Origin of the sequence: Cnuibacter physcomitrellae (genome assembly GCF_014640535.1) — a bacterium.
In the GTDB taxonomy this organism is placed as follows: domain Bacteria; phylum Actinomycetota; class Actinomycetes; order Actinomycetales; family Microbacteriaceae; genus Cnuibacter; species Cnuibacter physcomitrellae.
The window spans coordinates 1,542,722-1,555,478 of sequence record NZ_BMHD01000001.1; the positions used below are offsets into that span (position 1 = coordinate 1,542,722).

The window sequence follows — 12,757 nt, forward strand, 5'->3', positions numbered from 1 at the left end:
CTCGGGCCCCGGCGTCGCAGTGCGGCGTCGAGTGCTCACGTCCCGCGTGATCCTGGCGCGGATGCCGCCAGGAATGAGCGCTCGATATGGCGCGGTGGGCGTGGCGGGGGCCGCAGGGGCAAGGAAAAAACCCCCGAGATGGCGAGATCTCGGGGGTTTTGTAGCGGGAGCGGGACTTGAACCCGCGACCCCACGATTATGAGCCGTGTGCTCTAACCAACTGAGCTATCCCGCCACGGTCGTCTTCGGCGAACCGGAGACCGGAGCCCCCTGTGGGAATCGGACCCACTACCTCTTCCTTACCAAGGAAGTGCTCTACCAATGAGCTAAGGGGGCGCACTGCACGCGCCGGATCGACCGACCCGCCCGCAGGCACCAGTAGAGGATAGCACCTCCCGCGGGCCCGTCTCGACGACCTCGACCTGCGCTCGCCTCACCGCTCTCCTGGGGGCATCCGACTCACCGATGCCGCCGCGATCCCTGTCCACAGGGAGCCGTGCGCGGAGGGCTCGCACACGCCCAGCCAGTAGGGTCTTCTGCATGACCATCGCGAACACCCCGGAATCCGGAGCGCCCGCATCCGACGACATCGTCGAGGTGACGACGGGCGACCCCGCCGTCTCGGCCGAGCCCGCCGCCACGCTCGTCGGCACGGGCGGCGAGTGGTGGCGGTCCGCGGTGATCTACCAGATCTACCCGCGCTCGTTCAGCGACAGCGACGGCGACGGGATCGGCGACCTGCCCGGGATCACGCGCCGGCTGCCCGCCCTCGGCGAGCTGGGGATCGACGCGATCTGGCTGTCGCCCTTCATGACCTCGCCCCAGCACGACGCCGGATACGACGTCGCCGACTACTGCGACGTCGATCCGCTGTTCGGCACGCTCGCCGACTTCGACGCACTGCTCGCCACGGCGCACGGCCTCGGCATCAGGGTGATCGTCGACCTCGTCCCGAACCACACGTCGTGGGACCACGCGTGGTTCCGCGAGGCACTCGCCGCGGCGCCCGGCAGCGCCGAGCGGGCGCGGTACCTGTTCCGCGACGGCAAGGGTCCGAACGGCGACCTCCCGCCCAACAACTGGCAGTCGGTGTTCGGCGGGCCGGCCTGGGAGCGCACGACGAACCCCGACGGGACCCCCGGCCAGTGGTACCTGCACCTGTTCGACCGCAGCCAGCCCGACCTCGACTGGGAGAACCCGTGGGTGCGAGCCCAGTTCGAGGACATCCTGCGCTTCTGGCTCGACCGCGGTGTCGACGGGTTCCGCGTCGACGTGGCACACGGCATGGTGAAGGCGCACGGCCTTCCCGACTACACCCCACCCGCCGACGCCGGCAGCATGGGCGGCGGCGTGGTCGGGCTCGAGCCCGAGATCGACGCGAACGCCGCGCTCGATCCGCCGACCCCGCCGTACTGGGCGCAGGAGGGTGTGCACGAGATCTTCCGCGCCTGGCACTCGGTGCTGTCGGAGTACGAGGGCGACCGCGTGCTCTGCGCCGAGGCCTGGGTCGAGCCGCTGACGAAGCTCGCCCTCTGGGTGCGGCCCGACGAGATGCAGCAGGCCTTCAACTTCACGTACCTGAGCGCCGGGTGGGATGCGGCCGAGCTGCGCCTGGTCATCGACCGGTCGATCGCGGCGTTCGCCACGGTCGGCGCGCCGTCGACCTGGGTGCTCTCGAACCACGACGTCGTGCGGCACGCCTCGCGCCTCGCGCTCACCGCCGAGAACCCGCAGGGGCACGGCATCGGCCCCGACTCCCCCGGCCTGCCGGATCCGGTCGTCGGTCTGCGCCGCGCGCGGGCCGCATCCGCCCTGATGCTCGCCCTGCCGGGCAGCGCCTACGTCTACCAGGGCGAGGAGCTGGGCCTTCCGGAGGTCATCGACCTGCCCGACGAGGCCCGGCAGGACCCCACCTGGTTCCGCACGAACCACGAGCGCTACGGGCGCGACGGATGCCGCGTGCCGATCCCGTGGGAGCCGGGCGAGGCGACCTACGGCTTCGGGCCGGCGGGCTCCGCCGCGAGCTGGCTCCCGCAGCCGCGGGACTGGGATGGCTACGCCCGCGCATCCCAGGAGGACGACCCCGAGTCGACGCTGTCGCTGTACAAGCTCGCCCTCGCCCTGCGGTCGTCGCAAGCGCTCGGCACGGGCGAGCTCGCCTGGCTGCCCGGCTACGGCGACGACGTGCTGGCGTTCACGAACGGCGGTGTGACGGTGATCGCGAACCTCGGCGGCACTCCCGTCGAGCTGCCCGTGGGCGACCTCCTCCTCGCGAGCGAGCCGCTCTCCGAGGCGGCTCTCCCCGCCGACACCACGGTCTGGATCCGCACGGCCGCGTAGCGCGCGCGTCGCGCTCCCCCGCGCGTGCGTGTGCGTGTGCGTGCGGGGGAGCGCGGCTGTTCACGTGAGGGCGGTGCGTCGTGCGCGGGTGGGGCGCACCCGCCCGTCGGGCGAGCCCGAGCACACCCGGAACCCGCGGCGTCCGACGCGGCCCGGCCGCGCTTCCTGGGTGTGCTCACTCCCGCACCGCTCCGGTGAACCGCGCCGCACGGCCGCCGGGTGCGTCAGCCCGGCGGAGGAGCCCGGGCACACCCACAAGCCGCGGCTCCCGAGGCCGCCGGGCCGCGCTTCCCGGGTGTGCTCGATCCCGATCCGCTCCGGTAGACCGCGACGCGCCGTACCGCACGGCCGTCCGGGTGCGTCAGCCCGTCGGACGAGCCTGAGCGCACCGAGAACCGGCGGCTTCCGGAGCTGCCCGGCCGCGCTTCCCGGGTGTGCTCGATCCTGATTCGCTCCGGCAGATCGCGCCGCACGGCCGCCCGGGCGCGTCAGCCGGCGGACCCGCCCGAGCACACCCAGAACCCGCGGCTTCCGAGGCCGCCCGGCCGCGCTTCCTGGGTGTGCTCGATCCCGATCCGTTCCAGTGGAACGCGCCGCACCGCGCCGCGCGGCCGGCCGGGTGCGTCAGCCCGTCGGACGAATCTGAGCGCACCCGGAAGCCGCGGCTTCCTAGGCCGCCCGGCCACGCATCCCGGGTGTGCTCGATCCCGCCCCGCTCCGACGGACCGCGCCACGCCGCACGGCCGCCCGGGTACTTCAGCCCGGCGGACCCGCCCGAGCACACCCAGAAGCCACGGCTTCCAAGGCTCCCGTGCCGCGGTTCCTGGGTGTGCTCGATCCGGCCGCGCCGTGCCGCATGGCCGCCGGCGTGCGTCAGCCCGGCGGATGCGGCCGAGCACACCCAGAAGCCGCGGGACGCGGGGACGCTCAGCCGCGCTTTCCGGGTGCACTCGCACCCGAAGAGCCGCACGCGCACGCACCTGCGCTGTACGCGGGGGCGGGGTCAGGCGCCGACGTGGGCTTCGAGGAAGGCGTACGGGTCGACGGGGGTGGTGCCGTTGAGGCGGATCTCGAGGTGCAGGTGCGCGCCCGTCGAGGTGCCCGTGTTGCCCACGCGGCCGATCTGCTGGCCGACCTTCACGGCCTGGCCCACCTCGACCTCGATGGAGCCGGTGAGCATGTGGCCGTAGACGCTCGTGACCTTCTGGCCGTCGATCACGTGGTCGATCATCACGTAGACACCCAGCCCGCCGCCGTCGTAGGGCACGACCGTCGAGACGACGCCGTCGGCGATGGAGCCGATCGCGGTGCCCTGGCCCGGGGTGAAGTCGACCCCCTTGTGGTCGGTGCTGCCGATGCCGCCCGGCGACTCGCGGGGCCCGAAGCCGTCGCTGATCGGCACGCCGACGGGGAACGGCCACTGCACGGCGCTCGTGGGGTCGTTGACGAAGGTGTTCGCCATCCGGATGCCGGACGCCGCGGCCACCTGCTTGAGGTCGGTGACGCTGTAGCCGTCTCGGGCGACGGAGGCCGCGCCGGCGTCGGCGGCGGTCGTCAACGCCTGCCCCTCGAGTCCGGGCGCCACGTCGGCGATCGTCATGCCCGAGTCGAGCGCCGACGCGCTGAACACGGAGGCGGGGAGCGACGTGCCGACGGCGAGCCCGGCGGCGAACAGCATGCCGAGCGTCGAGACGCCCACGCGGACGATCGTGGAGCGGCGCGCACGGCGGCTCAGCGGCGGCTGGTCGGCGGGGTTCTGGTCGGCTCCCGGGGGCGGCCCGGCGGGGGCGGAGGCACGTCGACGACCGGACTTCGAGCGCTTCGCCTGGACGACCGGGTCGGGCTCGGCAGGGATCGGCGGGTCGACGATGACGTTGCCCTCGGCGTCCGTCCGGGCACGGCGGGCGCGGCGCACCGGCGTGGTCGCGGGCAGGGCGGGGGCCGTGCCGCCCGCATCCGCACCGGACGGAAGGTCGGGCACGAGGGGCGTCTGCGGCGCCGCGGGCGCAGCCACGTCGGGAACGCGGACGACCTCGACGTCGTCGAGCGGGGTGATGGTGATCCGAGCCGGGGTCTTCGCCGCGGCGGCCTGCTCGGGGGTGATGATCGGGATCGCGGTCGTCGGCGTCGACACGACGGCGCGGCGGCCGCCCGCGGGACGCTCGATGTCGTCGGTCGACGAGCCGGATGCGCGTCGGCCGCCGGACCGCCGCGGCGTCGAGGGCTCGGCCGTCGGGGTCTGTGCGGCCGTCCGCGGGCCGGCGGCCCTCGGCGACGTGGCCGTGGAGGCGTCGTCCTTCTGGGCGGCGACGGATGCGCCGCGCTCCGAGCTGGGCTGCGTGTGCGGGCGGGTCGCCGCGATCAGGGACGCCGCGACCTCGTCGCGCTCCGGCTGACGAGCCGTCTGCCGCGCCTCGCGACGCGACCGACGCGAGGCCGGGGACCCGCCTGCGGACGCGGGAGCGGCGCCGGACACGGAAGGACCCGCCGACGACGAAGGAGCCCCCGCAGAAACACCCTCCGACGACGCGCTCCCCGCCGGAGCGGAAGCACCCGCCGACGTCGAAGCGGCCCCACCAGCACGAGCGCCCGCGGCCGCCGAAGCACCGGCCCCCGCAGACGCACCCGCGGGATCGGACACGGGCACCTCGGCGCTCGCCGGCGCCTGCTGGCCCGCATCCGGGACCTCACCGAGGACGGTGTCGACGGTGCGCACACGCCGACCGGCGCGGCGCAGCGTCACCTCGCTGGGCGCGAGGTCGGTGTCAGCGTCTCGGGCGAGCGCACGGAGGGAACGGCGGGACGGGAAGGGGTGGGTACGGGCGGTCGACTCGGGGTCGGGCGACGACTCGCCCGGGCGTGGAGTCTTGTGCGGCACTGTTGGAGTAGCTTCCGGTTCTCGTCATTCCGGACGGCAGCGCAGCGCGCTTCGGGGATGCCGCCGGAGGGATTACACAAGGCTACATAGGCCCTGTCGAGAATGCGAGGCGAGGCGAAGGCTCCCTGCGTTTTCATGGAAACGCTCCCACGCCCTCGCGGGCGGCCTCAGATGCTGCCGAGCCCGGCCCGGTCGTAGTGCTCGCGGATGGTCGGCTCGAGCTGGCCGAGCAGCTCGGGATCGGCGGCCATGATCCAGGTCCCGCTCTCCGGCGCGCCGTCGAACCCGCCGACCCAGGCCCCGGCCTCGCGGGCGATCAGCGACCCCGCCGCGTAGTCCCACGGGTTGAGCCCGCGCTCGGCGTAGGCGTCGAGACGACCCGCGGCCACGGAGCACAGGTCGAGGGCCGCGGCGCCCGCCCGCCGGATGTCGCGGACGATCGGCAGCATCCCCGCGACGAACTGGCCCTGCCGCGCGCGCACCTCGGCGGTGTACGAGAACCCCGTGCCGAGGAGGGCCTGCGAGGGCTCCACGGAGGTGTTGCAGTGCAGACGCCGGTCGCCCAGGTACGCCCCACCGCCGAGCGAGGCGCTGAACACCTCACCGAGCGCGGGGTTGACCACCACTCCGGCGAGCACGCGCCAGGAGTCGGCATCGATCCCGCCCTCGACGGCGGCGATGCTCACGGCGTAGGCGGGGATCCCGTAGAGGTAGTTCACCGTGCCGTCGATCGGGTCGACGACCCAGGTGATGCCGGAGCTCCCCTCCGCTCCCCCGGACTCCTCGCCGAAGAACGCGTCGTCGGGACGCGCCTCGGCCAGCGCGGTGCGGATGAGGGTCTCCGACTCGCGGTCGGCGAACGTCACGACGTCCTCCTGCGAGGACTTGCTCGCGGCGATCGAGACGCCCTCCGCGCGTCGCCGGGCGACCAGCTCTGCGGCGTCGAGCGCGATGGTCCGCGCGAGGTCGAGCAGCTCTTCGGGGGACGGGGTGGGGGCGTCGGTCATGACGTGCTCCTGACGGCTCAGCGGGTGACTCGAGTCCTTCGAGCGTATAGCGGGGCGTCGCGGAACCGCCGCGAGACGAGAAACGGCCCCCGCCATGGTGCTCCATGGCTGGGGGCCGTTCGCGGTCGAACTCGACGCGTGGCGAGTGAGGGATTCGAACCCCCGAAGGCTACGCCGGCTGATTTACAGTCAGATCCCTTTGGCCGCTTGGGTAACTCGCCAATGCGCTCCCCGGATCAGGACCCGGAGCGATTGCGCTGGTCAAGGATACCCGGACGATGCGGATGTGCGAAATCAGCCCTGGTCTGCCGCCTGCGCGTAGCGGATGGCGTAGTCGAGCACCTCGTCGAGGTAGGCCGGCGACTCGTTGTAGCCCGCGATCGCGTCGCGCCATCCGGCCTCGGTCGAGAGGTCGCCGCCGGTGTAGCAGAGGTAGTCGGCGGCGGTGAGGGATGCATCGTCGATGCTGTGGATGTCGGGCACGCCGTCCCCGTTCGCCTCGGCGGCCCAGGCGGCCCACGTGGCGGGCACGATCTGCATCGGTCCGACAGCGCGGTCCCACTCGGTGTCGCCGTCGACCGCGCCGCCGTCGGTGTCGGGGATCTCCTGGAAGCCGCCGCCGTTCAGCTGCACGCCGAAGATGGGCGCCGTGGTCCGGCCGTCGGGCCCGATCTCGCCGTCGAAGATGGTGCCGTGGTGCGACTCGACCCAGCCGATGGCCGCCAGGGTGTTCCACCCCAGGTGGCACCCGGCATCCGTGTCGGCCACCGCGAGCGCGGCGCCGGCGTACCCCTCCAGGGCACGACGCGGGATGCCCGTCGCGGTGGCTGTCGCGTCGAGCCAGGCGGGGTCGACGAGGTCGGTCGTGAGCGGACCGCCGTCGGAGACGGTGTCGGGGTCGAAGGCGGCGACATCGGTGCGGGTCGCCTCCGCGACGGGCGGATGCGTCTCCCCCGTCGTCGCGTCGCTCGAGCCGCCCCCATCCGAGCCGGCGCATCCGGCGAGGCCCAGGGCCGCCCCGATGAGCGCGCCCACGACCACCACGACCCGACGACTCCGCTGCACCCGTCCATCCCATCAGGCGCCCCTGACAGTCCCCCGACTCAGCCGTCGAACATCTGGAACCTCATGGCTCCCACCACGGAGTTGAGCTGCCGATCGGATGTCCAGAACGCGACGCAGCGATGCACCTGCGCCGCGGCCACGTGAAGGGCATCGGGGGTCTTCAGACCGAAGCGGGCACGGATGTCGGCAGCGACCCTGTAGACGTCGGAATCCAGCGTCAGCTGCTCGAACTCGTCGAGGATCCTGTCGAACTCGGTCGCCAGAGCGAAGTCACCCTCGCGGATCGGCCTCACCCGGCACTCCAGCCTGACCAGGTCGCTCGTCGCGGGGATCTCCGCTGTGGCCGCCAGCGCCTCGCGCACCGTCCTCCCGAGGCTTCCGGCGTCCTGCAGGGCGCTGATCACGATGCTGCTGTCGAGGTAGATCAGTCCCACGCTTCCCGCTCTCCGTGGATGTAGTCGCGGATCTCGTCCGCCGTCATCGTGCCGCGGAACCTCCCGCCCTCCTCGAGGTAGGCGGCCAGGTCCTTGCCGTTCCATCGCCGAGGGGACTCCTCCCTCACGGGGACCAGCCTCACGGCGGGCCTGCCGCGGCGTGTGATCGTCACGTCCTCCCCCGCCTCGGCAGCGGCAATGAGCCGCGACAGGTTGTCGCGCGCCTGCTGGACATTCATCTCCATCTCGCATCCTCCCGCCTACCTGGCTAGATGATAACGCCAGGATGAGCATCACTCGACGGGTAGGATCGAGGGCATGGCAGATTCATCGTTCGACGTGGTCAGCAAGGTGGACAAGATGGAGGCCGACAACGCCCTCAATCAGGCCCACAAGGAGGTCGAGCAGCGCTACGACTTCAAGAACGTCGGCGCCTCGATCGGCTGGTCCGGCGACACGGTGCTGATGAAGGCGAACAGCGAGGAGCGGGTCAAGGCCATCCTCGACGTGTTCGAGTCGAAGCTCATCAAGCGCGGCATCTCGCTGAAGAGCCTGGATGCGGGCGAGCCGTTCGCGAGCGGCAAGGAGTACCGCATCGAGGCGAAGCTCAAGGAGGGCATCGACCAGGAGAACGCGAAGAAGGTGACCAAGCTCATCCGCGACGAGGCGCCGAAGAGCGTCAAGGCGCAGATCCAGGGCGACGAGGTGCGCGTGTCGTCGAAGAGCCGCGACGACCTGCAGGCCACCATCGCGCTGCTCAAGGGCGCCGACCTCGAGGTCGACCTGCAGTTCCTCAACTTCCGGTGACGGAGGCGGACGGCGCCGCACGCGCGGGCGCCGGCAGCACCGCGCCGGGTACGCCGGGTGCGGACGTGCCCGACAGACGCGGGCGCACCGGGCTCGACCGCACGGGCCTCGACCTCGAGGGCAACCCGCGGGTGCGGATGCGCGAGGTCACGCTGCTCAGCGCCAACTGGTACGTCGAGCGGCGCGCCGTCTTCGACTTCCAGCACAGCGACGGGCACTGGAGCACCGAGGAGCGCGAGACCCACGACCGCGGCGACGGGGCCACCGTGCTGCTGTACGACGCCGAGCGGCGCACGGTGCTGCTCATCCGTCAGTTCCGGTACCCGGCCTACGTGAACGAGCATCCCGACGGCATGCTGCTCGAGGTGCCCGGCGGGCTGCTCGACGACGACGATCCCGAGACCGCGATCCGGCGCGAAGCGCAGGAGGAGACGGGCTACGAGATCGGGCAGCCGGAGTTCCTGTTCACCGCCTACATGAGCCCGGGCTCGGTGACGGAGAAGCTGTTCTTCTACGCGGCGCCCTACGCGTCCGACTCGGCGGTCTCCGCCAGCGCGGGCCTGGCCGACGAGGGCGAGGACACCGAGGTCGTCGAGGTCGACGTCGACGACGCGATCCGGCGCATCGGCGTCGACGTGATCGACGCGAAGACCATCATGCTCCTGCAGTGGTCCGTGCTCTCGGGCCCCTTCGCCCCCGCCCGCTGACCCCGCCCGCCCGCCCGTCCCGGGCCGCGAGAGCTCACTTCCGGCGCCACGTCTCGCGCGATGGCGCGGAAAGTGAGCACTCGAGGAGTTGGGGGGGGGTTCCCTCGAGGGCCGCACGCACCTCACGGGTCCATCGAGCGCTCAGTATTGGCGCCACCTCTCGCGCGGAGGCGCGGGAAGTGAGCACTCGAGCAATCGCGCGGGATTAGCCCGGGCACGGCACGCACGCCATGGGGGTGTCGAGTGCTCAATAACGGCACCAACTCCCCCACAAAGGTGCAGGAACTGAGCACTCGAGAAATGGCCGGGTTACCCCGCGCACCGCACGCACCCCATCGGGCAGCGAGTGCTCAGTAAAAGCACCAGCTCCCCGGGAAGGTGCAGAAAGTGAGCGCTCAAGAAATCTCCGGGGCATTTGAGCGCCGCGCGTACGCCGCGGGGGCATCGAACGCTCAGTAATGGCGCCACCTCCCCCGCGAAGGCGTGGAAAGTGAGCACTCGAGGAATCGCGCGGTCAGCTGGCGCGCCGCGTTTCTCGCGCGAAGGCTCGGGAGGTGAGCACCCGAGCGCAGGGCGCAGAGCGCAGGGCGCAGGGCGGGGCGGTCACGGGGAGGGGGCGAAGGGGAAGAGGCCCGCGGGGTCGTAGTCGGCGCGGATGGCGGCGAGCCGCTCGCGGGTGTCCGCCGGCCACGACGCCTCGAACGTGCCCGGCACGCCGAAGCCGCCGGCCCAGTTCGGCGTGGTGACCGCCGAGACCCACGGCGCGAGCGCGGCGGTGAGGCCGTCGGCCACGGACGGCAGCACGGCGTCGAAGAGTGCGGGATCCGGCGCCCCGATGAGCACCAGGGCGTACCCGGCACCGCGGCCGCCCACGGCGCTTCCGCCCGGGACGTCGCGCTCGGTCGCACCCCCGACGCGCCGCACCTCGCACGCCATGATGGGCGTGTGCGTCCCAGGCCCGATGGCTCCGAGCAGCGTGTCGACGAAGGCGCCGTCGACGCGGTCGAGCATCATGCCCCTGTCCCACGAGGGGCCGGGATCGGCGGGATCGCTGTGGATCTCGGCGACGTCGGCGGGGCTCATGACCCGCACTCCGTCGAGATACACAGGAGCGGCCGACCTGATGGGCTCGAACAGCCGCTCGCCCTCGGCGGCATCTCCGATGAACGCGTACCGCACGGCGAGCAGCGTCTTGCCGCGCATCGGCTCGGGGACGGCCTCGATCGGCGGGAAGCTCGCGAGCGCCACCGCCGTGGTGACCGTCTCGGGCAGGTCGCTGCTCCAGTCGGCCCAGCGCTTGTACACGGCCTCGATGTGCGGGGCGTCGAACAGGACCGAACCCGCGTAGAGCGTCGTGAGCGGCACGAGTTCGACCGTCATCTCGGTCACCACGCCGAAGCCGCCCTTGCCGCCGCGGAGCGCCCAGAACAGGTCGGCGTTCTCGAACTCGTTCGCGACGACGACCTGGCCCTCGCCGGACACCACGCGGAAGCCCCTGGCCCAGTCGGAGGAGAACCCGAACGTCCGGGCGAGGGGCCCGAGGCCGCCGCCCAGCGTGTAGCCGATCGCGCCGACGGTCGCGGACGATCCGGTGATGGGCGCGAGCCCGTGCAGTGCCGCGGCCTCGATCACCTCGCCCCACCGGGTGCCGCCGCGGAGGACGGCGATCCGCGCATCCGGGTCGATCGAGACGCCGTGGAAGCGACGCAGGGAGACGAGCACGCCGTCGACGATCGGCGTCGGCGACCCGTGCCCGGTGGACACCGTGCGCACGGCGAGGTCGTTCTCGAGCGCGAACCTGACCGCGGCGACGACGTCGCCCTCCGACTCGGCCGCGACCAGCACCTCGGGATTATGAGCGGGGAAGGTGTTGAAGGCCCCGATCTCGGCGGGGATGCCGGGGTCGCCCTGGAACAGGACCGGCCCGGTGACGGCAGCGGTGAGCGCCTCGACGGCGGCAGGAGCGAGTGCCATGCACGAACGGTAGCGAACGCGGCCGACGCGGCGACAGCCCCCGAACGCACCCCACCGCGACAGCACGGCCCGAACCCAGGGACAGCCACGCACACCCGAACGCGCCCCCACCGCGAGGGCGCGACCGACGCTGGGATCAGGCCTTGGAGATCTCCACCATCTCGTCGCGCGGGACGACCTTGATGCGCGTGCGCCCCTCGGCCTCGCCGAGCGCGAGCTCGTGCTGGTCGAGGCGGTGCCATCCCTCGATGTCGGTCCAGACCACTCCGCGCGAGCGCAGCAGCTCCTCGATCGACTCCTCCTCCGGGGAGGCCGGGGTCCACCAGTTGGCCTGGTCGCGCTTGAGGTGCTCGAGGGTCTCCATCGCATCCGACTTGGTGTGGCCGATGAGGCCGACGGGGCCGCGCTTGATCCAGCCGGTGGCATAGACCCCGGGGATGATCTCGTTGTGCTCGTCGAGCACCTGACCCTCGTGGTTCGGGATGACGCCGTGCCGGTCGTCGAACGGGATGCCGTCCAGCGGCGACCCGAAGTAGCCGACCGCCCGGTAGATGGCCTGGATCGGGATCTCCCGGATCTCGCCCGTGCCGCGGACGCCGCCCGCGCCGTCGGGCTCGGTGCGCTCGTAGCGGATCGCGCCGACCCGCCCGGTGCCGTCGTCCACGACCTCGAGCGGCTTGGCGTAGAAGTGCAGGTGCAGGCGGCGGGACGCCGACCCGACCTCGCGCTCCCGCCACTGGTTCAGCACCTTGTTGATGACGAACACCTGCTTGTTCGTCTCGATCGCGGCCTTCGACGCCTCGTCGAGGTCGAAGTCCTCGTCGTAGACGACCATATCGACGTCGGGCACCTCGCCGAGCTCGCGCAGTTCGAGCGGGGTGAACTTCACCTGCGCGGGACCCCGGCGACCGAACACGTGCACGTCGGTGACCGGCGAGGCCTTCAGGATCTCGTAGACGTTCGCCGGGATCTCGGTGGGCAGCAGGTCGTCGGCGTGCTTGGCCAGGATGCGGGAGACGTCGAGCGCGACGTTGCCGTTGCCGATCACCGCGACGGACTCGGCCTCGAGCGGCCAGGTGCGCGGCACATCAGGATGACCGTCGAACCAGCTCACGAAGTCGGCGGCGCCGTAGGAGCCGGCGAGGTCGATGCCGGGGATCTCGAGGTCGGCGTCGCGGATGGCGCCGGTGGCGAAGATGACGGCGTTGTAGTGCTTCTTGAGGTCGTCGAGCGTGATGTCGACGCCGTAGCGCACGTTGCCGAAGAAGCGGATGACGCCGGAGTCGAGCACCTCGCGGAGGGCGGTGATGATGCCCTTGATGCGCGGGTGGTCGGGCGCGACGCCGTATCGCACGAGGCCGTACGGCGCGGGGAGCTGCTCGAACAGGTCGATCGAGATGTCGAAGTGGCGCTCGGCCTTCTGGAGCAGGTCGGCGGCGTAGATGCCCGCGGGGCCGGCGCCCACGATGGCCAGACGGAGCTTGGTCATGGCTGTTCCTTGTTCGGTCGGGTCGGTCGGAGAGGATGTCCGCTCGCCTGGCCTGG

Annotated in this window: 10 protein-coding genes and 3 tRNA genes; 3 read left to right on the plus strand and 10 right to left on the minus strand. The window is 72.0% G+C overall.

Annotation, left to right across the window (positions count from 1 at the left end; all coding sequences use genetic code 11):
- Positions 1-161: 161 nt before the first annotated feature.
- Positions 162-235: transfer RNA gene (locus tag IEX69_RS07205), tRNA-Met, on the minus strand.
- Positions 236-264: 29 nt separating this feature from the next.
- Positions 265-336, minus strand: a tRNA-Thr gene (locus IEX69_RS07210).
- Positions 337-540: 204 nt separating this feature from the next.
- Here IEX69_RS07210 and IEX69_RS07215 point away from each other — a divergent pair.
- The gene (locus IEX69_RS07215; protein WP_085020371.1) at positions 541-2,340 is read left to right on the plus strand and encodes a glycoside hydrolase family 13 protein; all 1,800 of its coding nucleotides are present in this window, start codon (positions 541-543) and stop codon (positions 2,338-2,340) included.
- Positions 2,341-3,343: 1,003 nt separating this feature from the next.
- On the opposite strand, the gene IEX69_RS07220 is transcribed toward IEX69_RS07215, so the two are convergent.
- From IEX69_RS07220 to IEX69_RS07245, 6 genes are all read right to left on the minus strand, one after another.
- Positions 3,344-5,218: a M23 family metallopeptidase gene (locus tag IEX69_RS07220; protein ID WP_188760942.1), complete on the minus strand. Its 1,875-nt coding sequence runs from the start codon at positions 5,216-5,218 to the stop codon at positions 3,344-3,346.
- Between the two features lie 167 nt (positions 5,219-5,385).
- Complete coding sequence (locus IEX69_RS07225; RefSeq protein ID WP_085020374.1) at positions 5,386-6,225, minus strand: inositol monophosphatase family protein; 840 nt, start codon at positions 6,223-6,225, stop codon at positions 5,386-5,388.
- Between the two features lie 139 nt (positions 6,226-6,364).
- Positions 6,365-6,446, minus strand: a tRNA-Tyr gene (locus IEX69_RS07230).
- 73 nt (positions 6,447-6,519) lie between these two features.
- Positions 6,520-7,290, minus strand: coding sequence for a lysozyme family protein (locus IEX69_RS07235; protein WP_157127246.1), 771 nt, complete (start codon positions 7,288-7,290; stop codon positions 6,520-6,522).
- A 38-nt stretch (positions 7,291-7,328) separates the two neighbouring features.
- Positions 7,329-7,724: a type II toxin-antitoxin system VapC family toxin gene (locus tag IEX69_RS07240; protein ID WP_174604481.1), complete on the minus strand. Its 396-nt coding sequence runs from the start codon at positions 7,722-7,724 to the stop codon at positions 7,329-7,331.
- The gene (locus IEX69_RS07245; protein WP_085020376.1) at positions 7,715-7,969 is read right to left on the minus strand and encodes a type II toxin-antitoxin system Phd/YefM family antitoxin; all 255 of its coding nucleotides are present in this window, start codon (positions 7,967-7,969) and stop codon (positions 7,715-7,717) included. Before IEX69_RS07245 ends, IEX69_RS07240 begins: the two co-directional genes overlap by 10 nt.
- A gap of 73 nt (positions 7,970-8,042) precedes the next feature.
- Here IEX69_RS07245 and IEX69_RS07250 point away from each other — a divergent pair, with 73 nt between their 5' ends.
- Positions 8,043-8,531, plus strand: a complete 489-nt coding sequence (locus IEX69_RS07250; RefSeq protein ID WP_085020377.1) for a YajQ family cyclic di-GMP-binding protein — start codon at positions 8,043-8,045, stop codon at positions 8,529-8,531.
- Between the two features lie 65 nt (positions 8,532-8,596).
- Positions 8,597-9,238, plus strand: a complete 642-nt coding sequence (locus IEX69_RS07255; protein ID WP_229756267.1) for an NUDIX domain-containing protein — start codon at positions 8,597-8,599, stop codon at positions 9,236-9,238.
- Positions 9,239-9,841: 603 nt separating this feature from the next.
- Here IEX69_RS07255 and IEX69_RS07260 read toward each other — a convergent pair.
- Together IEX69_RS07260 and IEX69_RS07265 are read right to left on the minus strand one after the other, a co-directional pair.
- Positions 9,842-11,212: an FAD-binding oxidoreductase gene (locus tag IEX69_RS07260; RefSeq protein ID WP_085020378.1), complete on the minus strand. Its 1,371-nt coding sequence runs from the start codon at positions 11,210-11,212 to the stop codon at positions 9,842-9,844.
- A 136-nt stretch (positions 11,213-11,348) separates the two neighbouring features.
- A complete protein-coding gene (locus IEX69_RS07265) occupies positions 11,349-12,701 on the minus strand; it encodes an FAD-dependent oxidoreductase (protein ID WP_085020379.1) in 1,353 nt (450 codons plus the stop codon).
- Positions 12,702-12,757: the final 56 nt, after the last annotated feature.

Excerpts from the sequence above, each read along its gene's own strand:
- IEX69_RS07215 (WP_085020371.1), top strand. The coding sequence starts at position 541 with ATGACCATCGCGAACACCCCGGAATCCGGAGCGCCCGCATCCGACGAC.
- IEX69_RS07225 (WP_085020374.1), bottom strand. The coding sequence starts at position 6,225 with ATGACCGACGCCCCCACCCCGTCCCCCGAAGAGCTGCTCGACCTCGCG.
- IEX69_RS07245 (WP_085020376.1), bottom strand. The coding sequence starts at position 7,969 with ATGGAGATGAATGTCCAGCAGGCGCGCGACAACCTGTCGCGGCTCATT.
- IEX69_RS07250 (WP_085020377.1), top strand. The coding sequence starts at position 8,043 with ATGGCAGATTCATCGTTCGACGTGGTCAGCAAGGTGGACAAGATGGAG.
- IEX69_RS07260 (WP_085020378.1), bottom strand. The coding sequence starts at position 11,212 with ATGGCACTCGCTCCTGCCGCCGTCGAGGCGCTCACCGCTGCCGTCACC.
- IEX69_RS07265 (WP_085020379.1), bottom strand. The coding sequence starts at position 12,701 with ATGACCAAGCTCCGTCTGGCCATCGTGGGCGCCGGCCCCGCGGGCATC.